The organism is Christiangramia sp. OXR-203 (assembly GCF_034372165.1).
In the GTDB taxonomy this organism is placed as follows: domain Bacteria; phylum Bacteroidota; class Bacteroidia; order Flavobacteriales; family Flavobacteriaceae; genus Christiangramia.
Genome location: NZ_CP139698.1, coordinates 278149 through 303901 on the forward strand (window position 1 = coordinate 278149; position 25753 = coordinate 303901).

Annotated in this window: 16 protein-coding genes; 13 read left to right on the top strand and 3 right to left on the bottom strand. The window is 38.9% G+C overall.

Annotation, left to right across the window (positions count from 1 at the left end; all coding sequences use genetic code 11):
* Positions 1-132 precede the first annotated feature (132 nt).
* The 10 genes from T8I65_RS01345 (at position 133) to T8I65_RS01390 (ending at position 14368) form a co-directional block, all read left to right on the top strand.
* On the top strand, positions 133-1299 hold the full coding sequence (locus T8I65_RS01345; protein ID WP_322301709.1) for a homogentisate 1,2-dioxygenase: 1167 nt from the start codon (positions 133-135) through the stop codon (positions 1297-1299).
* Positions 1300-1402: 103 nt separating this feature from the next.
* Positions 1403-2545, top strand: coding sequence for a 4-hydroxyphenylpyruvate dioxygenase (gene hppD, locus T8I65_RS01350; RefSeq protein WP_322301710.1), 1143 nt, complete (start codon positions 1403-1405; stop codon positions 2543-2545).
* A 294-nt stretch (positions 2546-2839) separates the two neighbouring features.
* Positions 2840-3616 carry a DUF3108 domain-containing protein gene (locus tag T8I65_RS01355; RefSeq protein WP_322301711.1) on the top strand — a complete coding sequence of 259 codons (777 nt, stop codon included), beginning with the start codon at positions 2840-2842 and terminating at the stop codon, positions 3614-3616.
* A gap of 1 nt (position 3617) precedes the next feature.
* Positions 3618-4586: a tryptophan 2,3-dioxygenase family protein gene (locus T8I65_RS01360; protein WP_322301712.1), complete on the top strand. Its 969-nt coding sequence runs from the start codon at positions 3618-3620 to the stop codon at positions 4584-4586.
* Between the two features lie 4 nt (positions 4587-4590).
* Positions 4591-5823: a peptidoglycan DD-metalloendopeptidase family protein gene (locus T8I65_RS01365; RefSeq protein WP_322301713.1), complete on the top strand. Its 1233-nt coding sequence runs from the start codon at positions 4591-4593 to the stop codon at positions 5821-5823.
* Positions 5824-7455: a glucose-6-phosphate isomerase gene (gene pgi, locus T8I65_RS01370; protein WP_322301714.1), complete on the top strand. Its 1632-nt coding sequence runs from the start codon at positions 5824-5826 to the stop codon at positions 7453-7455.
* A gap of 447 nt (positions 7456-7902) precedes the next feature.
* Positions 7903-10437 carry a TonB-dependent receptor gene (locus tag T8I65_RS01375; protein ID WP_322301715.1) on the top strand — a complete coding sequence of 845 codons (2535 nt, stop codon included), beginning with the start codon at positions 7903-7905 and terminating at the stop codon, positions 10435-10437.
* A 10-nt stretch (positions 10438-10447) separates the two neighbouring features.
* Positions 10448-12166, top strand: a complete 1719-nt coding sequence (locus T8I65_RS01380) for a hypothetical protein (RefSeq protein ID WP_322301716.1) — start codon at positions 10448-10450, stop codon at positions 12164-12166.
* A 96-nt stretch (positions 12167-12262) separates the two neighbouring features.
* A complete protein-coding gene (locus T8I65_RS01385; protein WP_322301717.1) occupies positions 12263-13900 on the top strand; it encodes an Ig-like domain-containing protein in 1638 nt (545 codons plus the stop codon).
* A 33-nt stretch (positions 13901-13933) separates the two neighbouring features.
* Positions 13934-14368, top strand: a complete 435-nt coding sequence (locus T8I65_RS01390) for a hypothetical protein (protein WP_322301718.1) — start codon at positions 13934-13936, stop codon at positions 14366-14368.
* A gap of 45 nt (positions 14369-14413) precedes the next feature.
* Here T8I65_RS01390 and T8I65_RS01395 read toward each other — a convergent pair whose 3' ends face one another.
* A complete protein-coding gene (locus T8I65_RS01395; protein WP_322301719.1) occupies positions 14414-15469 on the bottom strand; it encodes an endonuclease/exonuclease/phosphatase family protein in 1056 nt (351 codons plus the stop codon).
* A gap of 286 nt (positions 15470-15755) precedes the next feature.
* Between T8I65_RS01395 and T8I65_RS01400 the strand changes: the two genes are divergently transcribed.
* Together T8I65_RS01400 and T8I65_RS01405 are read left to right on the top strand one after the other, a co-directional pair.
* The gene (locus T8I65_RS01400; protein WP_322301720.1) at positions 15756-18350 is read left to right on the top strand and encodes a TonB-dependent receptor plug domain-containing protein; all 2595 of its coding nucleotides are present in this window, start codon (positions 15756-15758) and stop codon (positions 18348-18350) included.
* 3 nt (positions 18351-18353) lie between these two features.
* Positions 18354-19733, top strand: coding sequence for a DUF5689 domain-containing protein (locus tag T8I65_RS01405; protein WP_322301721.1), 1380 nt, complete (start codon positions 18354-18356; stop codon positions 19731-19733).
* A gap of 32 nt (positions 19734-19765) precedes the next feature.
* Here the strand turns inward: T8I65_RS01405 and T8I65_RS01410 are convergent, their stop codons facing one another.
* Positions 19766-21658: a hypothetical protein gene (locus T8I65_RS01410; RefSeq protein ID WP_322301722.1), complete on the bottom strand. Its 1893-nt coding sequence runs from the start codon at positions 21656-21658 to the stop codon at positions 19766-19768.
* Between the two features lie 156 nt (positions 21659-21814).
* On the bottom strand, positions 21815-25192 hold the full coding sequence (gene mfd, locus T8I65_RS01415; RefSeq protein WP_322301723.1) for a transcription-repair coupling factor: 3378 nt from the start codon (positions 25190-25192) through the stop codon (positions 21815-21817).
* A 139-nt stretch (positions 25193-25331) separates the two neighbouring features.
* Here mfd and T8I65_RS01420 point away from each other — a divergent pair, with 139 nt between their 5' ends.
* Entirely contained in the window at positions 25332-25733 is a 402-nt protein-coding gene (locus T8I65_RS01420) for a DoxX family membrane protein (protein ID WP_322301724.1), read from the top strand.
* The last annotated feature ends 20 nt before the right edge of the window (positions 25734-25753 follow it).

The following is a 25753-nucleotide window of genomic DNA, read 5'->3' on the forward strand; positions in this document are numbered from 1 at the left end:
GGTTTTTACACTAGATTTAAGATTAGTTCGGTAAATTTTCTTGATATTTGTGTAAATCGAAATAAATACTGGAAATAATAACAATCCTTCAATAAATGAATTCATTTTTGATCGATTTTAAAATATAATCACATGCCTTTTTATCATAAACTCGGCAAGATCCCACACAAGCGCCATACGATTTTCAGAAAACCTGATGGAAGCCTTTATTATGAGCAACTTTTTGGAACGATTGGTTTTGACGGAATGTCTTCCAATCTGTATCATGAACATCGCCCGACTCAGGTGAAGGAAATCAAAGGAAGTTACGATGTACGACCGAAGGTTGCGATTGAAAATAACCTGAAATCATACCGTTTAAAAGGTTTCCAGATAACTCCGCATCCGGATTATTTACAGAGTAGAAAAGCAGTTTTGACCAATGTAGATTGTGATATTATTCTCGCTTCCCCTCAAGGTTCTACGGAAGATTATTTCTACAAAAACTCTGATGCAGATGAATTGATTTTCGTGCACAAAGGATCTGGTAAACTTAGAACTCATCTTGGAAACATAGATTTTAAATACGGAGATTATTTACTGATCCCAAGAGGTACGATCTACAAGATGGATTTTGATGATGAGAACAACAGGCTATTTATCGTAGAATCCCGCAGACCGATCTATACTCCAAAACGATACAGAAACTGGTTTGGACAACTTCTGGAACATTCTCCATTTTGCGAAAGAGATTTGCGCCAGCCGCATGAACTGGAAACCAATGATGAAAAAGGAGATTTCCTAATTAAAATTAAAAAGCAGGGAGAAATTTTCGATATGGTCTACGCGACACATCCATTTGATGTGGTAGGCTATGACGGTTACAACTATCCTTATGCATTTTCAATTCATGATTTTGAACCTATTACAGGAAGGATACATCAACCGCCACCGGTACATCAAACCTTCGAGACAGACGCTTTTGTAGTTTGCAGTTTTTGTCCGCGTAAATACGATTATCACCCAGAAAGTATTCCTGCGCCTTACAGTCACAGTAATATAGATAGTGATGAGGTGCTCTATTATGTAGATGGTGATTTTATGAGTAGAAACGATATCGAAGCAGGTCATATATCCTTGCACCCGGCGGGGATCCCTCACGGGCCGCACCCGGGAGCAGTCGAAAGAAGTATCGGCCAGGTAGAAACTGAAGAGCTGGCTGTAATGGTAGATACCTTCAAGCCGTTAAAACTTACTGAAGAAGCGATGAAAATTGCCGATGAGACCTACTACAGGTCCTGGTTAGATGGAGAGCATTAAAAGATGAAAGAAGATTTATCAGCACAGGATAGAGCGATGTGGTAATACTTTGAAATTCGATTTCAAATTTATAACATATTTACATCCTTTAAAATAAAAACCAATGTCAACAGATAGCACATCATTAAATTTAGAAAAAGTAGTTCCTGAAGCGGAAGATTTTCTGCCAATCCTGGGAACAGACTTTGTAGAATTATACGTGGGGAATGCCAAGCAGGCGGCCTATTATTATCAGCACGCTTGGGGTTTCCAGCCAATCGCTTATTCGGGTTTGGAAACTGGTCGTAAAGACAGCGTTTCTTACGTAATGCAACAGGGGAAAATTAGAATTGTTCTTACTTCACCATTGCAGCCGGAAGGTGATATCAATGCGCATATAGACAAGCATGGTGACGGAGTAAAGTTCGTGGCACTATGGGTGGACGATGCGAGAAAGAGCTATGAAGAAACTACAAAAAGAGGGGCAAAATCTTATGTAGAGCCATATGTAATGGAAGATGAAAACGGGAAAGCCGTGATCTCAGGAATCCATACTTATGGAGAAACCATTCACCTTTTTGTAGAACGTAAGGATTATACCGGACCATTTTTACCAGGGTACAGAATTTATAATACCAAAACTCAGGTGCCAGATACAGGTTTACAATTTATCGACCATATGGTTGGAAATGTAGGATGGAACGAAATGGACAAATGGGTGGAATTCTACGGAAAAGTAATGGGCTTTGCCCAGTTGGTATCTTTTGATGATAAAGATATCTCGACCGACTATACCGCGCTTATGAGTAAGGTAATGAGCAATGGGAACGGTAGAATTAAATTTCCTATTAATGAGCCTGCGGAAGGAAAAAAGAAATCACAAATCGAAGAATATATCGATTTTTATAATGGAGCCGGAGTCCAGCATATCGCTTTAGCTACAGATAACATTATCGAAACAGTTACAGCATTAAGAGATAGAGGTGTGGAATTCTTATATGTTCCGGAAACTTACTATGATGATCTACTCGATCGTGTTGGTGAGATCGATGAGGATCTGGAGCCGTTAAGAGAACTTGGAGTACTGGTAGATCGCGATGATGAGGGGTATTTGTTACAGATCTTTACAAAACCAGTTCTGGACAGACCCACTATGTTCTTCGAGATCATCCAGAGAAAAGGTGCTCAATCCTTCGGAAAAGGAAACTTTAAAGCTTTGTTCGAAGCAATTGAAAGAGAACAGGATTTGCGAGGTACATTAAATTAAGATTAAATATCTGCTAAAATTTAAGTGGAAAAATGAAATAAATGACAATCTGGTAAACGTTTAGTTAAAGTTTATTTAAGAGTTGTGGGTAAGGGAGAAATATGAGACTTTTGCACCGCATTTCTGGAGTGGTTACCAGAATTGAATTTTTTTTCATAATTTAAGTTTTAGTTGGTTAATAAGACAAAATTCCCCATCATTAATTTGATGGGGTTTTTTTGTTTTGATACTTTTGGAATAGTAATTGTAATCCACCATACGCCTGAAAATTCTGTTACTTAGACAATTAAACCTATGAGAAATTATATTACAATTACCTTTCTTTTTTTTGTGTTTACCACTGGAAGTATGTTGTCACAAGAGGCATATGGCGAAGGAGAGTGGTTTAAATTCAGAATACATTACGGTTTATTTAATGCGAGTTATGCGACGCTGGAGGTAAATGAAACTAAATTTCAGAATAAACCTGTCTATCATATAAAAGGACGAGGTAGATCTACAGGATTATTAGGTTTATTCTTTAAAGTGGATGATGATTACCAAACCTATATCGATAAGCGAACCGGAAAACCTTATCGCTTTATTCGCGACATTAATGAAGGCGGTTATACGAAGGACCTGGTGATCGACTTTGATCATGATGACAAGAAAGCCCATGTTCTAAATAGAGAGAACAATCAGAAAAAATCATATTCTGTACCTCATAATGTACACGATATGTTATCATCATTTTACTATATTCGCAACCAAATTAAAAACGACGAGTTAGAGCCAGGTGATGAGATGCGTTTAAACATGTTCATCGATGACGAAAACCTCGATTTTAAGCTTGTTTTCCTGGGGCGTGATACGATTAAAACCAAGTTTGGTAAAGTTGCAACCCTCAAATTCAGACCTTATGTACTGGCCGGTAGAGTATTTAAGGAGAAAGAAAGTCTTACTTTCTGGATTAGTGATGATAAGAACAAAATTCCGGTGAAAATTGAAGCAAATCTGGCCGTAGGGTCTTTGGATGCCGATCTTGAAGCTTACAAAGGTCTAAAGCATCAATTTAGTATACAAGTGGATTAATATGGAGATAAAACCCGAAATCGCGGAACGAATTGGAAAGCTTGAAGAAAAGTTCAAAAATTCGGGACAGGATATGGGGTCTTATCTGGATGGTCTCTTATATGACCGCTATCTTTCCTACTGGGATTATATTAGTGTAGATACATTATTAAGTTTACAGAAGACCAATACGCACTTTCCAGATGAGATGATCTTTATCACTTATCATCAAATCACTGAACTATATTTTAAGCTCATCATTCATGAGCAAAAACAGATCATAGAAACTACAACACTCACATCTGCCTATTTCGTTGAAAAGCTGAATAGGATGAACAGGTATTTTAGAATTCTTATCGATTCTTTCGATGTAATGATCAAAGGAATGGAAAGGGAACAGTTTCTGAAATTCAGAATGGCATTACTGCCTGCCAGTGGATTCCAGTCGGCTCAGTTCAGGATGATCGAACTATATTCAACTCCTTTAGAAAATCTTGTCGATTTTAATTTGAGAGATGAATTTACGGTAGAAAACTCTTCCGAAGAACTTTTTGAGAATATCTATTGGAAAAAAGGAGGGATAGATCTGGAAACCGGCGAGAAAACTCTTACGCTTAAGCAATTTGAAAAAAGATATACTCCGCGATTTCTAAGAATCGCGAAGGATGTATACGGAACCACCATATACCAGCGTTACCAGGCTATGCATGAAGATGATCGTCAAAATGAAGATCTTCAACAGGCACTGCGAAACTTTGATGTTAATGTAAATATCAACTGGTTGCTTATGCATATGGGTGCTGCTTACCGATATTTGAGCAAGAAAGACGAAACTATAAAAGCGACAGGTGGAACAAACTGGAAAAAATTCCTGCCGCCAAGTTTTCAAAGAGTTTCTTTCTTTCCCGATTTATGGAGTCAGGAAGAACTGAACGACTGGGGGAAGCAATGGGTGAACCATACATTTAATACTGAAAAACAAAAAGCATAAAAACTTGAAGAAATTAGGCTTATTAGTAATGCTAATGCTGGCAATGACTGCCTGCAATGACGATGAGAAAGAACAGGCCGTTAACGAGGTCGAGACCAAAAAGATTCCTGCGCTCGAGAAACAGTATGGTTTTGTACTGAATGACTTTGAGGTAATAAGGGATACGATAAGGTCTGGTGATAGTTTTGGTTACATCATGGATCAAAATGGCGTGGGTCATGGAAAGGTCTTTGAAGTTGCTGAAAAAGTAAAAGATACCTTTAACCCCGCGAGGATCACTGCCGGTAAAAAGTATATGATCCTCAAAGCAAAAGATTCGGCTAAAACTCCGCAATATTTCATTTACGAAAATGATAAGATCAACTATACGGTAGTATCTATTGGGGATAGTATTTATGCTGAAAAGAAGAAAAGACCCGTTACAGTCAAGCAAAGAGAAGTAAGCGGAGTGATCACTTCTTCCCTTTCAGAAGCGATGCAGGCTCAGGGCTTGAGTAATCTTCTGGTTTACGAACTTTCAAATATTTATCAATGGAGTATTGATTTCTTTAAACTTCAGAAGGGAGATCAGTTCAAAATGGTTTACCAGGAGAAATATATTGACGATACTATTTTCGCCGGGATTGAAAAGGTAGATGCGGCAGTTTTCAAACATTCAGACAGACCATACTACGCCTTTAGTTATATGACCGACAGTATTTCTGGTCAGCCTAGTTTTTATGATGAAGAAGCAAAAGCATTACAAAGCTTTTTCCTGAAAGCTCCGCTCAATTATTCCAGGATCTCTTCAAGGTTTACGAAGAGACGTTTTCACCCTGTTCAGAAAAGATGGAAAGCTCACCTGGGAACAGATTATGCTGCACCACATGGCACGCCGATCGTAAGTACAGCTAATGGAACGGTGATCGCTTCAGGCTATACTTCCGGAAACGGGAATTATGTGAAGGTGAGACATAATGGAAAATATACGACACAATATCTTCACATGAGTAAGCGTGCAGTTAGAAATGGACAAAGTGTAAAGCAGGGCGATGTGATAGGTTATGTTGGAAGTACAGGACTTGCAACCGGGCCACATGTATGTTATCGATTCTGGGTGAACGGTAAACAGGTGGATCCATTTCGCCAGAACTTACCCTCAGCCGAGCATATTACAGACAATCTAAAAGACGATTATTTCAATCATATTGAATCGATTCGGGCAGAACTGGATCAAATTCCCTATAAAAGTATCTAGATGAAAAATATAAATCCAACCACTACCAAAGCCTGGAAGGAATTAGAAGATCATTATAAAGAGATCCAGGTTGAACATATGAAGAATATGTTCAATAATGATGAAGATAGAGCTGAGAAATTCACCATTAAATGGGAGGATTTTTATGTTGATTACAGTAAGAACCGGATGAATGAAACTACCGGGAAATTACTGATTAAGCTTGCTGCTGAATGTGGTTTGAGGGAAGCAATGGATGCATATTTCCAGGGTGATGCTATCAACCAGACAGAAGGAAGACCGGTTTTACATACTGCTTTACGAGCTTCAAAAACCGCAAATGTCCAGGTGCATGGCGAAAATGTAATTCCTGAAGTGCAGGAAGTAAAAGAAAAGATCAGAACTTTTACTGATGAGGTAATCGAAGGAAAACGTAAAGGTTTTACCGGGAAGAAATTTACCGATATCGTAAATATAGGAATTGGAGGATCCGATCTTGGACCGGTGATGGTTGCCGATAGCCTGAAATTCTATCAGAATCATCTGAAATTACATTTTATATCTAATGTAGATGGGGATCATGTACATGATACCATTCAGGATCTAAATCCAGAAACAACCCTTTTCGTGATAGTTTCCAAAACTTTCACAACCATGGAAACTATAAGCAATGCCACTACTGTAAGAGAATGGTTTCTTAAAAAAGCTCCTGAAAAGGAAGTATCCAAACATTTTGTAGCGGTTTCTACCAATCTAAATAAAGTAGAAAGCTTCGGAATCGATCCTGATAATATTTTCCCGATGTGGGATTGGGTTGGAGGTAGATTCTCCTTGTGGAGCGCTGTAGGTCTTTCAGTAGCACTTGGAATTGGATACAACAATTTTGAATCTCTTCTGGAGGGTGCCCGCAAGATGGATGATCACTTCAGAAATACAGATTTCGAAAAGAATATTCCGGTTCAGCTGGCACTAATAAGTATTTGGTATAATAATTTCTTCGGTGCTGAAAGTGAAGCGGTGATCCCTTATTCTCAATACCTGGATAAATTTCCATCGTACCTGCAACAGGCGATCATGGAGAGTAATGGGAAAAGCGTGGACCGCAATGGCGAGAAGGTGAATTACCAGACGGGAACGATCATCTGGGGAGAACCAGGAACGAATTCACAACATGCGTTTTTCCAGTTGATCCACCAGGGAACCAAGCTTATTCCTGCAGATTTTATTGGCTTTAAAGAAAGTTTGTTTGGAGATCAGGCGCATCACGATAAATTGATGGCGAACTATTTTGCTCAAACTGAAGCTCTTCTTAATGGTAAAACTGAGGAAGTAGTGGAAGAGGAGTTACGCTCTATGAGATTTAGTCAGGAAGAAATAGACAGGATCAAATCATTTAAAGTATTTGAAGGTAATAATCCAACGAATACCTTAATGATTCAAAAATTAACTCCGGAAAGTCTGGGTAAACTTATCGCTATGTATGAACATAAGATATTTGTACAGGGCGTTATCTGGAATATTTTCAGTTATGACCAGTGGGGAGTTGAATTAGGAAAACAACTGGCGAACAAAATCCTCTCAGACTTTGAAACTAAGAATTCTGAAGGTCACGATTCCTCAACACAAAATCTGCTGAAGTTTTATATGAATTAAAATTTCAATTAATTACAAATATTAGGAAAGCCTGAAGTCTGGAACTTCAGGCTTTTTTTATTTATGCAAGCTCAAATCAATTTCGAAGATACATATTTGAACCGGCTGGAATGATGCAGATATCTCATTTTTAGAGAAGAGATTGGAAAATTATCTATTTCTAATTTGACAATTTTCGAATGATTTTACCCTTCAAAATTCATTTTAACTAAATATCCTGTGCATATTATTGCCCAGTTTAACGTCTTTAACAATGTCAAGACTAATTTTGAATCATTCCAATTAACATAATATTTTGTTTTCCTCTAATTAGCAGTATATTGCGGCGAAATTTGTTGAAATGTTAAACTTAGGTACGTTAAATATTTTAACATTGAGATAATGTTAGAGAAGAACAATTAGTTTTCTTTTGCATCGAATTTTAAACAAACTCAAACACACAAAAAAATGAGGAAATTATTACTCTTAGCGATGTTCTTAACATCTGCTACGATTTTTGCTCAAGGAACTGTTACCGGTGTGGTAATGGATTCCCAAACATCAGGTCCACTTCCTGGAGCTAATGTAATGGTAGTTGGTACTAACAATGGTACAATGACAGATTTCGACGGAAACTTCACTTTGAAGGTTGCAGAATCTGAAGGTACTATTAAAATTACCTTCGTAGGTTACACTTCTAAGGAAGTAAAATTCAATGTTACTGGCGACACTCAGGATCTAGGACAAATCGTTCTGGGTGCAGATGATAACGCATTGGATGAGATCGTTGTAACAAGTTTCTCACTTGCTATCGACAGAAAAACACCAGTAGCTGTTTCAACTATTAGTGCTGCAGAGATCGAAACCAAGATTGGTAACCAGGAATTTCCTGAAGTGCTAAAATCTACTCCTGGAGTATATGCTAACAAAGCCGGTGGTGGTTTTGGTGATGCAGAGCTTCGTATGAGAGGTTTTGAAGGTGAAAACATCGCAGTAATGATTAATGGTGTTCCTGTAAACGACATGGAAAATGGTCGTGTATACTGGAGTAACTGGGCAGGTCTTTCTGATGTAACCAGAACTATGCAAACTCAAAGAGGTTTAGGTGCTGCTAAAGTTGCTGTTCCATCTATCGCTGGTACGGTAAACGTTGTAACTAAAACTACAGATGCTGAAAAAGGTGGTAGCATCTACGCTGCAACTGGTAATGATGGCTACACTAAGTTTGGTGCTACTGTATCTACAGGGAAGTCTGAAAATGGACTTGCTGCAACAGTATCTGCTTCGAGAACAGTTGGAGATGGTTATGTAGATGGTACTGAATTTATTGGGTATAACTACTTCGTAAACATCGCAAAAGAATTTGGTGAAGATCATGAACTTTCTTTCACTGCTTTTGGTGCACCACAAAGACACGGTCAGCGTCAAAACAGATACACTATCGAAACTTACAGAGAGAGCGAAAGAGGTATCAAATTTAACGGAGACTGGGGTTACTTAAACGGTCAGGTTACTCAAATCGAGGATAACTTCTACCACAAACCACAAATGTCTTTAAACCACTATTGGGATATTAACGAGAATACTGAATTATCTACTGCACTTTACGCTTCCTTTGGAACAGGTGGAGGTGGTGGATGGGCCGGAACAAACAAGTTTGGTCTTGATTCTAAATACAGAGATGGTTACCTACAACCGGTAAATCTTGATCTAATCGTAGATGAGAACATTGAAAGAGGAGCTGATGGTTCTGAAACTATTTTAAGAGCTTCTAGAAACGACCACAACTGGTACGGTGCACTTTCTACTTTATCTACAGATATTACAGATGATATCGAACTTCTTGCAGGTATCGATTTAAGATACTACAAAGGAGAGCACTTCCAGGAAGTTACAGATCTTCTAGGTGGACAGTACTATTTTGACGATTCTAACGTAAACAATCCTGTAAACCTTGCAAAGGTTGGAGACAAGATTAGCTACAACAATGACGGTATCGTTCTTTGGGAAGGTGGATTCCTTCAGGGAGAATATTCAAAAGATGATTTAGATATCTTCGTTTCTCTTGCAGCTTCGAACACATCTTACAAGCGTGTTGATTACTTCAACAACCTTGATTCAGATCCTAACCAGGAATCTGATTACGCACACTTCTTTGGATACCAGATCAAAGGTGGAGCGAACTACAACTTCACTAGAACTAGTGGTGTATTCGCAAACATTGGGTACTTTGAAAGAGCACCATTCTTTGATGCTGTATTCCTAAACTTTGTAAACGACCTTAACCCAGACGCTGAAAATCAAAAGATCTTTAGTACTGAACTTGGATATACTTACAGAAGCTCTGTATTGAGAGCTAACGTAAACGTTTACAGAACTAACTGGAGAGACAGATCTTTGATCTACTCTTATAACAATCCTGATGGTTCTCTTGGTGTTGCAAACATTTTGGGTGTAAATGCAATTCACCAGGGTCTTGAACTTGATTTCGAATACCGTCCTTTCGAGGAACTTTCTATCACAGGTTTTGCTTCTTTCGGTGACTACAGATGGGAAAGTGATGTAACAGGAGTACAAATCTTTGACGAAGAGCAGAATCTTATTGATGAGATCAACCTTTTCATAGAGGATACTAAAGTAGGTGGTACGCCACAAACTACTGCTGGTCTTGGAGTAGACTATGAGTTCCTAACAGATATGAGATTAAGAGCTAACTATAACTACTTCGGTGATTTCTGGTCAGATTTTGATCCGGTAAGCCGTACGAATCCTGATGCTGGTGAGACCTGGAAACTTCCAGATTTTGGAACACTTGATGTAGGTCTTTCTTACGATTTCTCTGTAGCTGGATTTGATGCTGCTTTGAATGCGAACGTTTACAACATTACAGATACAGAATATATTGCTAACGCACAGAATGGTCTTCAGAACAACGCACGTACTGCACTTGTATGGTACGGTTTCGGAAGAACTTACACTGTAGGAGCTAAACTTAACTTCTAAACACAACACGATGAAAAAGACATTTTATGTACTAATGGCTTTTGTAGGTCTGGCTTTAACTAGCTGTGAGCCAATGGAAGACATTCATGACGAGATCGACAACGATCTGGATAGCCAGCTTGCTGTTGCTGAAAGAGATTATGTACTTACTGAGGATGATTATGAAGAACTTGGACAGAACTTTCCAAACTTCGGTTCAGTAGAAGATGCAAGAACTTTGATTCCTTCTTTACTTTCAGACCTATACCCAACTTATGGTGCAGGTTCAATTATTAATGTTGGATTCGATCTTTTCGATCCGCTTAGAGTTCAGGACTATTCAGTATCTAGCTCAGACTACGGTATGATCGATCTTTCTACAGACTATTTCTCTGGAATGGGAGATGTTGCAGATTTTCTTGACGCGAAATATCCACAGGCAGAAGATGGTGAGTATGTTAGACTAACTTACAATATTCTTGCTGAAGAGATCGCTTACGAGCTTTCTGCCGATGATTTTGATGTAATTGGAGACGAACTTGGAGATGTTTATCCAGATCCAGCATCTAGTGCTGCTCAATACAGCAACTTCGATAGAAGATCTGATAGAGACGCTTACTGGAGTAACGATATGATCGTTGAAGCTCTTGGTGTAGCTATTTCTGAAGAATTTGGAGATATCGCCGGTCAGCAGTATAACGTTACTTACGCTATCTATGATGGCAGCTCAGGAACTGAAAGCATGACTGTTCAGTTTGATGGTAATACTTATGTAGCTGTTGGTGGAACTTCTTATGAGATCAGTAGTGAAGATTATGATGCTATTGGTGATGAATTCGCTACTGCATATCCTGGACCAGCTGGAAATGCTGCCCAGTTTGGAAGTTTTGACGTTAGAGAAACTAGCGATAACTACTGGAGCGAAGACATGCTTTTAGAAGCTTTTGCTTTCGTAATTACTAGTGAATTTCCTGCAGCTCAGGATGGAGATCAGTTTGTGTTGACTTACAGAGTTTACAATGGTTCTGTAGCTACTATCGTGGTAAACCTTGTTCTTGACGGTGGTGCTGTCACTATCGATGAAGATGCTTCAGTTTCGACTATTGAAGAAACTAAAGTATTTGCTTACACGAACGGAGACTGGGATGAGCCTTACATGCTACCTGAAAATTCTTATACTGAAGAATTCGGTCAGCGTTTCAGCAACTTCGGAGACGAGGATGAAGCTCTTGCTAAAATCGCGATCTTCTTAGGAAGAGAATTCCCTTACGCTGAAGAAGGTGAATACAAAGCTGTTGCATATCGTTTCTACAACGGTGAAGCGACTGTAACTGAGTACGCCAACTTCGTATTCGAAGGTGGAGACTGGATGGCTATTCCTAGTGTAATTTCAGACGCACTTCAGTTCGGATATGAAGATGGAATGTGGGTGCCAGATAATACCATTAACTATACACTTACTTCTGCTGATTACTCTATTATTGCTGATGCACTTTCAGATAATACTGAACTTTCAACGCAACTTGCAAGTGTAGATCGTTATGGTAACTTCGACCGTCGTCCGGGAGCTAGTGCTTACTGGAATGATGATAATCTTTTATTAGCTATGCAAGCGCTTCTTAATGAAATCGCTCCAAATGCTGAAGAAGGACAGAAGTACTTACTTACTTTTGATATCTATAATGGATCGAATACTACAGAAAGCCTAAGCCTTATTAAAGAAGGTGGAATGTGGGTAATCAACCAGTAGGTTCTAAACTCAATCTATATAAACCTCTTATCTTCACGGTAAGAGGTTTTTTTTTGACTTAAAATGTCAGATATTTGCAGCCACAATACACAAACTATGAAAAAATATACCGGACTTTTTTTGCTGGCGCTCATGTTGGGTTGCTCAGGTGATGATGATTCAACACCAACTCCTACGCCACCAGTTGAAGAAGAAAATCCAGTAGCAACGGCAGATGAACTTTCTGCTGTTCAAAATGAAACTTATACTTTCAACAGAGCTATGCTTCTGGAAAATGATGTGCTTGTGGATAATGCGATCATTACTAGCATAGATACTGAAACTGAAGCAGGAGGAACGATCACAGATAATCGTGATCAAACCTATACTTATGAACCTGCTAACGATTTCACAGGAAATGATACATTTTCTTATACCATCTGCGTACCTGGAGATTCCGATAGATGTTCCAGTGCTGTAGTTACCATTATCGTAGGTGACGCCGGTGAACCAATAGCGGCCGATGATAGTTATACTACCCAGGAAGGTAAAACCTATACTATTAGCAATCACCTTGATAATGACCAGGTGGTAGATAATGCTGAAGTTGCTTCCGTAGAAAGTACAAGTGGTAACGCTACAGTAACGCTACAGGATGATGGAAGTATTTTGTATGAACCAAATTCAGATTTTTCTGGTCAGGATACTTTTACTTACACCTTGTGTGACGATGATGAGACTCCTGGTTGTTCTACTGCCACAATAACAATGACCGTCGAAGACGAAGGTTCACCGGTTGCTTCAGATGATACTGTTGTAATTGAAGCTGGCACTTCCGAAGAAGTGATCACAAAACTTTTGGATAATGATGATCTAACTGATGATGCAACAATTTCTTCATTAGATGATTCGGCAAGTAACGCGACCATCGTTTTGAATAGTGATGGCACAGTTACCTATACGCCACAATCTGGTTTTATGGGAGAGGATACTTTTACATACACCATTTGTGATGATGATGCTGATGCAAGCTGTTCTACAGCTACTGTTACGGTAAATATCGTGGAAGCCGTAAAATTCAATGTTCCTGATGATCTTAAAGCTTATTATTCAGACGCCAGTTTTACTATAGATCCAGACTTGCTGTATTCAGAGCTTTCAGATTTTACGAACGCGCAACACACGAACCGTCTTACATATACAGATCGTCATGATTATCTATATGATGCAGATGCTGCTCTTGATGATGAATCTATGGTAGTGTTGATCTACTCTGGGGAACTTAGACCAGATGATGAATTTCAGTTAGGAGATCTTGACGGTGATGAAAGTTTTAATACGGAACATATTTATCCTCAGTCTCGATTAAACACTGAAGAATCTGTGAGTGACCTTCATTTACTAAGAGTTGCAGATGTAGACATTAATTCTGAAAGACTTAACTACCCATTTACTGAAGGTAGTGGAGAATACAAGCTTGTAGGCGGTGATAGTTGGTATCCTGGAGATGAATGGAAGGGAGATGTTGCCAGAATGGTAATGTATGTTAATCTTAGCTACGGCGATGATTTTGATGAAGTTGGAAATCTTGAACTATTCCTGAAATGGAACCGTGAAGATCCGGTTTCAGCCTTCGAATTACAGCGTAATGATGTGATTGAAGCGGCTCAGGGTAACCGTAACCCATTTATCGATAATCCATTCCTTGCTACTCTTATTTGGGGTGGTGATGCGGCGGAAAATCGTTGGGAATAAACTTTTCAATTAATAATTCTTATATAAAGATATATGTATCAAACAGTTCAATTTATTCACTCCTACTGGGCCTATCTGGTTCTAATAATGCTTTTGATTGCAACCTTCAATGCTATTATTGGTTTTGCGTCAAATAAGGAATACGGTGCGACTAATTTTAGAATCGCATTATTCACCTTGATCGTTTCTCATATACAGTTGCTAATAGGAATAGTGCTTTACTTTACTTCTGGCAACATGGCCAGATGGGAAGGTGGAATGGGAGAAGTTATGGGTAATGATACTACCAGACTTTACCTGGTAGAGCATCCATTAATGATGATCATCGCGATTGCTTTGATCACTATTGGTTATTCCAAACATAAAAAGAAACTTACTTCGAAGCCAAAATTCAAGATGCTGGCTATTTTCTACGGAATTGCTTTTCTCGTAGTATTGTCCAGAATTCCATGGAGTGCATGGTTTTAGTTGAAGAACATCATAAAAAAAGCCCGGTTTTAAACCGGGCTTTTTTTATTCTACAGCTTTTATCAAATACAGGTATACGGGAAAATGATCACTATAACCTGGCTGATAGCCTGAGCTACCATAAGTACGCATAGGATATCCGCGGTACTGGCCACCCTGTGTAATTAGATAAGGAGCGTTGAAAATTCCGGCTTTATAATACTGAAATCCTTCAGAAGTTCTGTTCAATAAGCTTTCTGAAAGATAAAATTGATCGAATAAGTTCCAGGAATCACGATAAGCCAGTGTCCCGCGACCTCTTTTAAGCATGTTTTCCATAGGATTATACAGGTCTCCTTCTTTCAAATCCTGAATTTCGGCTTTAGTTTGTAGGAACTTTTTAAAGCTTTTATTGGTAGGATCATCGTTGAAATCTCCCATTCCAATAATTCTTGCTTTCGGGTCTTCCTGGTAGATGGAGTCAATAATACGTTTATTAAGCATAGCAGCTTTTTCGCGTTTGTAACTGCTTTTTGCTTCACCACCAGACCTGGAGGGCCAGTGATTTACTATAAAATGAGTTTCCTGCCCCATGGCAATTCCGCTAACCACTAATTGGTCTCTGGTATAATCCCTTTTATCCTCATCATAGATCATTAATTTTCTGGCCTGGGAATTCGTTACTACAAATGACTGCGATCGATACAGCAGTGCCACATCGATGCCTCGCTCATCTGGAGAATCGTAATGCACGATCCTGTAATTGAACTGTGCAAGGTTGGGATGTGCGATAAGATCTTCTAAAACCTTCTTATTTTCAATTTCACAAAGACCTATAACCAATGGTGGCTTTTTAGATTCCTGAGTTCCTATTTCAGCAAGCACCCTGGAAATATTCGCTATTTTAACATCATAGCGTTCTTCGGTCCAGTTGTCTTTACCCAGAGCAGTCCTGTCATCATCAAACGTGAGGGTGTCGTCTACGGTGTCGAACAAATTCTCTACATTATAAAAGGCAATAGTTTCAATATGGTAATCTCTCATATTCTGACAATATAGCTTTTCTGAAGTTGTCAGGTATAGCCCAATTACCAAATAAATCGCTGTAATATATTTCTTCAATTTTTTATCATTTTAGACCGCAATTAAAGTACTGGTTTTTTGATTATTACAGAAAAATGATTTAAAATTATTCCATATTTCGACGACGAGGCACTGAATGAATAAAACCTTTTTTTGGGTGTGTCTGTTTTCTTTGGTTTATCAAAGTATATACGCCCAAACTCCGATCATAAATGGTCGGATTATAGACGCAATCACCCAGGTGCCCTTACCCCAGGTTAAAATTGCAAGAGAGAATTCTTTTAATGAGACGTTCTCAGACCCTGAAGGAAAATTTTCTTTGGGAATGGAAAGTATTTCAGAAAATGAAATTATTATTCTAATAACGAGAGCGGGTTATCTTAGTAAACGAATACCTGTAAAGAAGAATGGAATCCTGGAGCTGGATCTTTCCACTATTTCACTTAGTCCAGATTCCAGTCGCGATCTCACATTTCAGAATACGATAAGTCTTTCAGATGTAGATGTCATGGAGGATGAAGCCGACTTTGATAATATTTCAGGTATTCTTCAATCCACCCGGGATGCTTATCTCAGCGCTGCTGCCTTTGATTTTAGTCAGACTTTTTACCGGGTAAGGGGCCTAGGTTCAGAGTATGGCAGCTTAATGATCAACGGAGTTGAGATGAACAAAGCTTTTGATGGCAGACCTCAATGGAGCAATTGGGGTGGTCTTAATGACGTGCAGAGAAACCAGGTTTTTAGTCCAGGGGTATCTCCTTCAGAATATGGTTTTGGAGGTCTTGGTGGTACTACGAATATGATCATGCGTGCATCACGTTTCGCAAGTGGTGGTAGAATTACTGCCTCGGGTTCTAACCGTAGTTATACCGGAAGGCTTATGGCAACTTACGCAAGTGGCGAGAAAAATAATGGCTGGTTTTATGCATTTTCTATAGGACGCCGTTATGCAAGTGAAGGTTATATGGAAGGAACTCCGTTCGACGCAAACTCTATTTACCTGGGTCTGGAAAAGATCATTAATAAGGAGCATGCACTTAATTTCACTGCGATCTATACGCCAACACTTCGTGGGAAATCTGCTCCACTCACAGAAGAGGTTGTTGAAATTAAAGGAAAACGTTACAATCCATACTGGGGTTTCCAAGAGGGTATGATTCGTAATAGCAGGATGAAAGAGATCAAGGAGCCAATTTTTATGCTTAATCATTTCTGGAATCCTTCTGAAAATATACAAGTCAATACTAATTTATCTTACCAGTTTGGTGAAGTATCTAGCACCCGAATAGATTATGGAGGGACTAGCTTTGTTGATTTTGATTCGCAACGCACTTACCTGGGTGGAGCTTCGAATCCAGATCCAGTTTATTACCAGAAATTACCAGGATATTTCCTGAGATTTGAAGGATTCGAAGATTTTCAGAAAGCTTATCTCTCGGCAAATGAATTGAGAAATAATGGACAGCTCAACTGGGCAGACATTTATGAAGCCAATGCCAATCCCGATGCTTTGTACGCTCTGGCGGCAGATGTCAATCAGGATCAAAGTTTGATTGCTAACAGTATATTGAGCTGGCAATTATCTTCCAGTCTGCATCTAATTACTAGCTTCAAAGCTTCATCTCTTAAAAGTCATAATTTTGGCAGGATCGAGGATCTCTTTGGAGCATCCAGTTTTCTGGACGTAGAGGTGTTTTCAGATTTTTCTCAGAATGACCTGCGCAATCCGGATCGAAAAGTTATAGAAGGGGAGGGTTATAAGTATGATTATAACTTAGAGGCTCAAACAGCTGAAGTTTTTGTTCAGCTTCAAAAGCAATGGAGAAGTATGGAAGTTAGTATCTCCGGGCAGGTTTCGACCTCAAGCTTCAATCGTTTTGGGAATTACCAGAATGAAGAGTTCACGGCCAATTCTTATGGTAGATCAAAGGATATCGATTTTCTTACTTCAGGTATAAAAACGAATTTACTTTATAAATTTTCTGGACGCCAAAGCCTGGAATTTAATCTGGCAGCCTTTTCTAAGGCACCATTGCTGAAGAATATATTTGTAAATCCACGCCAGAATAACGCTATTGCTCCCCAGGTTTCCGAAGAAATAATTACTGCTTCAGACCTTAGTTACCGCTATCGTACCAATCTTTTCAACTTTAGAATGACCGGCTACGTCCAGCACATAGCGAATAGCACCGAAGTTTCTTTTTATTATACAGATGGGTTGTCGGGCCTTGGTAGAGAGAATTCTACCGCTTTCGTTCAGGAGGTACTAACCAATATGGATAAACAATACCTTGGAGTTGAACTAAGTTCAGAATACCAGGTAACATCAACGATGAAGCTGAAACTGGCTGGAGGAAGCGGGCAGTTTTTATACAGCAACAATCCTGCTCTTAGCTTGTTCTCCAGTTCTTTTGAAGATTTGAATTATGAGCAATCATTCCTGAAAGGCTATCGCTTACCGGGTGGTTCGCAATCTGCCTTTCAGCTAGCTTTCGAATATAGAGATCCTGCATACTGGTGGTTCGGTATTTCACAAAATTACTTTACCGGCGCATTTATAGATGTGAGTCCGCTGAATAGAACCTCAAATTTTCAAAAAGATTACGATGGTTTGGAGATCGTGGAATACGATGCGGAAGTAGCAAGAGAATTATTACGGCAAGAGCAGTTTGATCCCTATTTCCTCACCAACATCATTGGGGGTAAAAGCTGGAGAATTAAGGATAAATATCTTGGTTTATTCGCTAGTATAAATAACGCACTCAATACCAATTTTAAAACCGGAGGTTACGAGCAGGCGCGGAATGCTAATTATAGAACTTTAAAAGTGGATAGGGATCGGGAGGTTCCAATCTTCGGAAATAAATACTGGTATGGGAATGGCACCAGTTATTTTGTGAATTTAAATCTTAGATTTTAATATATGAATAAAATATTTTTTATCATTTTTTTACTGGCTATGACTTTTCAAGCTTGTGTGCCAACAGATGATTTTGAAGTTCCAGAACTTGTAGAGGACAGTATATCCATAGATGGAAATTTCACCAGTATTGTAGCAGTGAAGGGTAATTACAAAACAGAAACTGGTGAGATTCATAATTTCAGGGATACCGATACATGGTTTGAAGCATATGTTATTAGTGATGATTCTGGAGGTAACTTTTATAAAAAGCTCGTTTTACAGGATAAGGCTCAAAATCCTCAGTCTGGAATTCAAATTCTGGTTGATGACAATTCCCTGCATCAAACTTATAACTTCGGAAGAAAAGTTTATGTAAAGCTCGACGGTCTTAGTCTTGGATTTAATAATGGAGTTTTGCAACTAGGTATTCAGAATAGGGGAGATGTGGTGGCAATTCCTTCTTCATTAATAGATGATTTTATTGTTAGATCTGAAATCACTTCTGAAATCATTCCGAAGAAACTTTCAATTTCTGAGTTTTCAGAAGAAACTAATAACCTATATGTAGAAGTGCATGACATCCAATTTGATATTAACCTGGTGCGTGAAGCAGAGAATTTTTCGTTCGCTTCTCATAGGTACGATGAGTATGATGGTGAAAGACAATTGGAAAGTTGTACAACCGGCGAGACCGTATTTTTAAGTACGAGCACCTATGCTAATTTCAGATCTTTGATGCTGCCCACAGGTTCCGGGAATATCAAAGGAGTTCTTAGCCGCAATTATTATGACGAACATTTTGTTCTAATTGTAAATGATCCAACCGCTCTCGATTTTTCCGGTGAGAGATGTGATGACCAGTTTTTCAAATGTGATTCTGAAGGTGATATTAGTAGAAATGTGGTCACGGAAGAGAATTTTGATGGTGTAACTTCCAATACAACACTTGCTGCCAGAAAATGGACCAATATCAATGTGAGTGGAGGGGAGAAACGCTTTACACCTACGATGGTAAACGGCAATCGTTTGTTGCGAATCTCTGCTTATAATACATTAGAGAATCCACTGGAAGCATGGCTGGTGTCCCCGGTGATCGATATCTCCAGTACCAGAGCGAATCTTGTGACCTTTGATCTGCTGGCTTCGTATGATAACGGCATGTTTTTAAAAGTGTATTTCACTCAGGATTTTACTGGTGATCCCAGAACTACGGATTGGAAGCTACTTGATGCTGCGATACCTTATGGACCATCAGGAGGTTCTGGTAATGTCTTCAAAACTTCAGAAATCGATATATCCTGTTTGCAGGGAAAAATTTGGATTGGATTTAGATATTTGGGAGCCGCTCCAGATAAAACTACTACGTATGATCTCGATAATTTCAGAGTTATGAGTAATTGAAGCAGGGTATCTTAATTTTCCCGAAGTAGCTTCTAATTAAAGAGCACTGTTCTGGGCTTACCTAAATTGAAATTCTGGAAACCGAAATCATTAGTTTCAATAGAATTTGTTTTGAAGATATTAAGTCCCTGTCCTGGAATTTCAGGATAGAAAGAAAAAGATAGCTGAAAGTTGCTGAAAACCAGATAGTCGTTTCGAATAATAAATCCAACACCGATGGAAGAATACAGGTCATTCTTACCGAAATTAGAGTTCTTCAGTATGCCGGCGGTATAATTCAAAAAAGGGTTTAATCTAAATCCAAAAAGATCCCAGGGCGAGTAGAATTGAGTTTGTAGTTCCAGTACATACTTTTCGGTTCCAGTAAGATCACTGTCAAAACCTGCGATTCGCGCCCCGGTGGTTCTCCGGTAGTCACTTCCATAACTACCATTAAATCTATTGTGCTCATCTATGCTCAAACGGTCACCTATGGAATTCATTCTATCCACCCCGATAATGAACTGAGGTTTTATAAACTGTCTCATTTTCCATTTTTCGCCTAGTCCAATGAGGTTTGTAAAATAATTAGCCTGGAAAGAATAAGCGGTTTGTTCGGTTTTTGAACCATTGAAGTAACTACCAGCTTCAAAGTTGGTACTTATATATCCCCAGTCGAAATAATTTCCAAAGGAAGCTCTGGCGCCCAGGTACATCCTAGTTTGCTGATTCTTATTCTGGAATCCGCCGGTTAAAGCATATACTTTTCCTACCGGGACATCTTCAGTAATACCATCATTAAAGATATATTTATCCTGAACGAATTGTCTCGAAGATATTCCAATGCTGGCCAAATATCTTGTCTCGTCTGCAAAAAAATTGATACTATCATATGCAGCCGTAGGGGACTCTTTAAAATTTACATCCAGAAAACCAAGGCTGGTAATAAGATTTGTACTTCGTTCCTTTTCAGAATTTCCCTTGAAAAGGCGATACGAATGCCCAATCCAGTAATCTTGAGAAATATATTTAAAGTTTTGATCTGCAAATTCTAAAGCCGAATTTGGTAATTCTACCTGTCTGTATTGTTCATCTACATAGAATCCTGCAGCCCATCTCGTAAAAGGAGAATAAAATTCTCTTTCTATGAATATACTTTTACGATAGAATTCATTGAAGTCGCTTTGGTACCGAATCTCTCCAGTTATAAAGGTGTTTTTAATGTTCGGAACCCGGTAGATGCCAGAGTAGGCATTTTTTCCATCACTCAGCCTGTTCGCAAAGCTAAAATTAAGCTGGTGTCCAATCCCTACAATATTATATTCTTTAAGAGTCACCTTGTTCTCATTTGTAGAAAACACGCCCTGGGGTGTAAGACTCCACGAATCCAGAGCCAGGATCTTTATATCTACAGAATCAGAATTTTTTATAGGATGAGCAGTAATTTTTACTTCTCTAATATATTGCTGTGAACGCAGTAACCTCTCAGATTCATCCAATAGCAAAGTGTCCAGATGATCGTTCTCATCCAGTAAAAGAAAATTTCGAATAGCAAAGTCTTTAGACTTTATATGAATTTGATTCCCTGTTCTTTCAACCCAACTATTGGCAGTTTCTGTAGAATCTGTAAAGGAGAAACCAAAAGGATCTTTTGTCTCTATGATAACATGTCTAATGGGTCTTCCTTCAAGTTCCGAATAGTCCCTGTACTGCTTTTTTACTGGCTTTTTCGGTTTTTTAGTAGTGGACTTGAATAATAACTGATGAACTCTTTTAGTGATCTTGCGCTTTTCTGAAAATCGTTCTAATCGATCATATATATTCGTTGTATCCTTTTTTTCAGACTTCTCAGTTTGTTCGCTCTTTTCAGTTTTCTCATTTTCCTGCGCCTGAAGCTGAACGCTAAAACAGAATATAGTACAAACAGACCATAGAATTTTAATCATGATCTTTTGGGAAAGTATGGAATGTTTGGGGTTATTCAACAAATTAAATCAAACCTCTTAAGAAATTTTCTACTGGATTTTTAGTGTCACGAAGTCAATCAAGGTCAAAATCATGCTGCCTCAATATTATGAAATCTAATTTGTTCTGTGCAAGCTTTACGCCAATTCTTCTTTCTTCTCTCTAAAATCCAAAGGCTCAAGTACTTTCAGAGCTTTATTGATAGAATTTATCCTGTCAAAAGTAAGTAACAGTCGTAGTCCATTTCGGGTTTGTTTCTCCTTCATGGTGCAGTTTTGCTTGTGTGTTTGCACATATTGCAGAACCTTCGTGAAGTTAGCAGTTTGATAGAACCTTGAATTTTGATCTGCTATAAAATAACCAACCATTTTATTCTTTTTCAAAACCACTCTTTCAAGTCCTATTTTGGTGGCGATCCATTTGATTCTTACAGAGTTTAGAAGATCAACTGCTTGTGTAGGTAACTCGCCAAACCTGTCTTCCAGCTCTGCTTCAAATTTAAGCAGTTCTTCTTCCGTAGAAAGCTCGTTAAGTTTAGTATATAGATTCAGTCTCTCTGCGATATTGTTGATATAATCATCAGGGAACAGTAATTCGAAATCGGTGTCGATCTGTGTATCCTTGACGAAATCTTTCAATTCCACATCTTCGGTTTCAGCATAAAGATCACGAAATTCGTTTTCTTTTAATTCCTCGATTGCTTCGTTCAGTATTTTCTGATAGGTGTCAAATCCAATATCGTTGATAAACCCGCTCTGGTCTCCTCCAAGAAGGTCACCAGCGCCACGAATTTCAAGATCCTTCATGGCAATATTAAATCCGCTTCCTAGATCAGAGAACTGTTCCAAAGCTGTGATCCTCTTACGCGCATCTTCGGTCATCACAGAGTATGGCGGAGTAATAAAATAACAGAATGCCTTTTTATTGCTACGTCCAACCCGGCCACGCATCTGGTGGAGATCTGATAATCCAAAGTTATTCGCGTTGTTGATAAAGATCGTATTAGCTTCAGAAACATCAAGTCCGCTTTCAACGATCGTAGTAGATACCAGCACATCAAACTCCCCATTGATGAAGCTCAGCATTAATTTCTCCAGTTTCTTCCCTTCCATTTGCCCATGTCCAACACCAATTTTAGCATCTGGAACCAGTCTCTGAATCATCCCGGCAACTTCTTTGATATTCTCTACCCTGTTGTGAATAAAGAAAACCTGTCCGCCACGCTGAATTTCATAGGAAACGGCATCACGAATGGTTTCTTCAGAAAATCGAATAATATTTGTTTCAATTGGATAACGGTTCGGGGGCGGAGTGGTGATCGTAGAAAGATCTCTCGCCGCCATCAAGCTGAATTGTAGCGTTCTTGGAATTGGCGTCGCGGTTAGAGTAAGAGTATCTACGTTTTCACGAATCGTTTTCAGTTTATCCTTTACAGCAACACCAAATTTTTGTTCCTCATCAACGATTAAAAGTCCGAGATCTTTGAATTTAACGGCCTTACTTACTAGCTGGTGTGTACCAATAATAATATCTACTTTTCCATCAGCAAGATCTGCCAGCGTCTCCTTACGCTCTTTCGCAGTTCTAAACCTGTTCAAATAATCAATCCTTACCGGGAAATCTTTCAATCTTTCAGAGAATGTCTGATGGTGTTGAAAAGCAAGGATGGTGGTAGGAACCAGGATTGCCACCTGCTTGTTGTTGTCTACTGCTTTGAATGCAGCACGAATCGCGATTTCCGTTTTTCCGAAGCCAACATCCCCGCATACAAGCCTGTCCATAGGTCTTTCACTTTCCATATCCTCCTTTACCGCTGCCGTGGCCGAGCTTTGATCTGGCGTGTCTTCATACATAAAAGAAGCTTCCAGTTCATGCTGAAGATAAGAGTCGGGATCGTATTTAAAACCTTTTTCGAGCCTGCGTTTCGCGTATAATTTTATAAGATCGTAAGCAATATGTTTTACACGTGCTTTGGTCTTTTTCTTCAGGTTTTTCCAGGCATTACTACCCAGTTTATAGATCTTAGGCGGTTTCCCGTCTTTCCCGTTAAACTTCGAAATTTTGTGTAGCGAGTGAATGCTCAGGTAAAGAATATCGCGTTCGCCGTAGATCAATTTGATCGCTTCCTGTTTCTTTCCTTCTACATCGATCTTCTGGAGTCCGCCAAATTTCCCAATTCCGTGGTCAATATGCGTTACATAATCACCCACCTCAAGATTCGTAAGTTCCTTAAGCGTGATCGCCTGTTTCTTGGCATACCCGTTTTTCAGATTAAACTTATGGTAGCGCTCAAAGATCTGGTGATCGGTATAGCAAACCATTTTAGAATCTTCATCGATAAAACCCTGAAATATGCTAAAAACAGGGGTCTGATAATCTACCTTTTGATCCTGATCTTCCAGAATGTCATTAAACCTGCGTGCCTGCTGATCGCTTACACAACAGATAAAATTCTTATAACCTTCTTCCTGATTTTCTACCAGGTTTTCAATAAGTAGATCGAACTGTTTATTAAAGGAAGGTTGCGGTTTGGTATGATATTGAATTTCAGTTTTAGGCTTAAGAAATGCCGTATTGCTCAGTTCTACCGCGGTAAAATCCAGTAGTTGCTTTTTTATAAGCTCGCCATCTGCAAATAATTCTGAAGGTTGACTGTGTTTTACTTCTTCGGAAAGTTTTTCAAAAGCTTCTTTAGCTTTACTGAAGAGCTTGTCTGCCTGGGCAGAAAGCAGGTCCAGATTTTTTATGAATACAGCGGTATCTGCTGAAATATATTTCAGAAAACTTTCCCTGATCTCGTTGAGTTGTTTATTCTCAACATTGGGCATTACCGAAATCTTCTTTTTCTTATCTGTAGAAAGCTGGGTTTCGACATCAAAAGTCCGGATACTGTCTACTTCATCCCCAAAAAATTCTATTCTATAGGGCTCATCATGACTAAAGCTGAAAACATCAATAATCCCACCTCTCACTGAAAACTCACCAGGTTCTGTAACGAAATCAACTCTTTTAAACTGATATTCAAAAAGGACTTCATTTACAAAATCGATCGAAAGCTCATCGCCTACAGATATTTTCAGAGTACTTCTATCCAGTTCTTTACGCGTAACTACTTTTTCAAAAAGAGCATCTGGATAGGTAACAATGATTGCTGGTTTTTTTCTGGAGTTAATTCGATTTAGAACTTCAGCTCTTAGTAGCACATTTGCATTATCAGTCTCCTCGATCTGGTAAGGTCTTCTATAAGAACCGGGATAAAAAAGCACATTCTTTTCACCCACCAGTTGCTCAAGATCGTTCAAATAATAGGCTGCTTCTTCCTTGTCATTAAAGATCAGTAAAAACGGTCGTTGCACATCTCTGAAAGCGCCCGCTACCACGAAAGACAACGCAGAGCCGACAAGTCCCTTTAGATGAATATTAGACGTTTTATTTTCAGAATAGGCAAGGGCATTTTGCAATTCCCGTTGTTGTGGGGATTGTGCAAAATTCTGGGCGATAAGTTTTGTACTCATTAACGCAAATATAAATTCAAGCAGACTGCCTTACAACCAGATGACACATTTTTAACGATTAAATAGCATACCTGGGATTTTACCAAATTGATAACACAAGAACCGCCATGCATTCTATAACTTCCCCTTAAAATTATGCATGGACCATAAAAAGCTTGCTTACTTTTTCGCCAGGATCACGCTGGGAGTAAATTTCAGCATCCATGGGTTGGTTCGGCTGCCAAAACTTCAAGGCTTTGCTGAAGGAATAGTTGAAGGTTTTGAGGGGAGTATGCTTCCAGAATTTATGGTCATCCCCTTCGCTTACGCAATTCCGATCTTGGAATTAATTTTGGGAATAATGCTTTTGCTAGGAATCTATACAAATAAAGCGCTGGCAGCTTCAGCAATATTAATGATCGTTCTAATTGCCGGTAGTGCTTTTAAGGAAGACTGGGGAGCTGTTAGCACCCAGATGTTGTATGCTCTATATATCTTTTTCCTGATCTTTTTTCAGGAGAATAATTCGTGGAGTCTTATAGCTAACAAGAAAACGAAATAGAAAATTACAAGTAGAGAAAT

Excerpts from the sequence above, each read along its gene's own strand:
- T8I65_RS01410 (WP_322301722.1), bottom strand. The coding sequence starts at position 21,658 with ATGATTAAAATTCTATGGTCTGTTTGTACTATATTCTGTTTTAGCGTT.
- T8I65_RS01385 (WP_322301717.1), top strand. The coding sequence starts at position 12,263 with ATGAAAAAATATACCGGACTTTTTTTGCTGGCGCTCATGTTGGGTTGC.
- T8I65_RS01420 (WP_322301724.1), top strand. The coding sequence starts at position 25,332 with ATGGACCATAAAAAGCTTGCTTACTTTTTCGCCAGGATCACGCTGGGA.
- T8I65_RS01355 (WP_322301711.1), top strand. The coding sequence starts at position 2,840 with ATGAGAAATTATATTACAATTACCTTTCTTTTTTTTGTGTTTACCACT.
- T8I65_RS01405 (WP_322301721.1), top strand. The coding sequence starts at position 18,354 with ATGAATAAAATATTTTTTATCATTTTTTTACTGGCTATGACTTTTCAA.
- T8I65_RS01345 (WP_322301709.1), top strand. The coding sequence starts at position 133 with ATGCCTTTTTATCATAAACTCGGCAAGATCCCACACAAGCGCCATACG.
- T8I65_RS01390 (WP_322301718.1), top strand. The coding sequence starts at position 13,934 with ATGTATCAAACAGTTCAATTTATTCACTCCTACTGGGCCTATCTGGTT.
- T8I65_RS01360 (WP_322301712.1), top strand. The coding sequence starts at position 3,618 with ATGGAGATAAAACCCGAAATCGCGGAACGAATTGGAAAGCTTGAAGAA.
- hppD (WP_322301710.1), top strand. The coding sequence starts at position 1,403 with ATGTCAACAGATAGCACATCATTAAATTTAGAAAAAGTAGTTCCTGAA.
- T8I65_RS01380 (WP_322301716.1), top strand. The coding sequence starts at position 10,448 with ATGAAAAAGACATTTTATGTACTAATGGCTTTTGTAGGTCTGGCTTTA.
- pgi (WP_322301714.1), top strand. The coding sequence starts at position 5,824 with ATGAAAAATATAAATCCAACCACTACCAAAGCCTGGAAGGAATTAGAA.
- T8I65_RS01375 (WP_322301715.1), top strand. The coding sequence starts at position 7,903 with ATGAGGAAATTATTACTCTTAGCGATGTTCTTAACATCTGCTACGATT.
- T8I65_RS01400 (WP_322301720.1), top strand. The coding sequence starts at position 15,756 with ATGGAAAGTATTTCAGAAAATGAAATTATTATTCTAATAACGAGAGCG.
- mfd (WP_322301723.1), bottom strand. The coding sequence starts at position 25,192 with ATGAGTACAAAACTTATCGCCCAGAATTTTGCACAATCCCCACAACAA.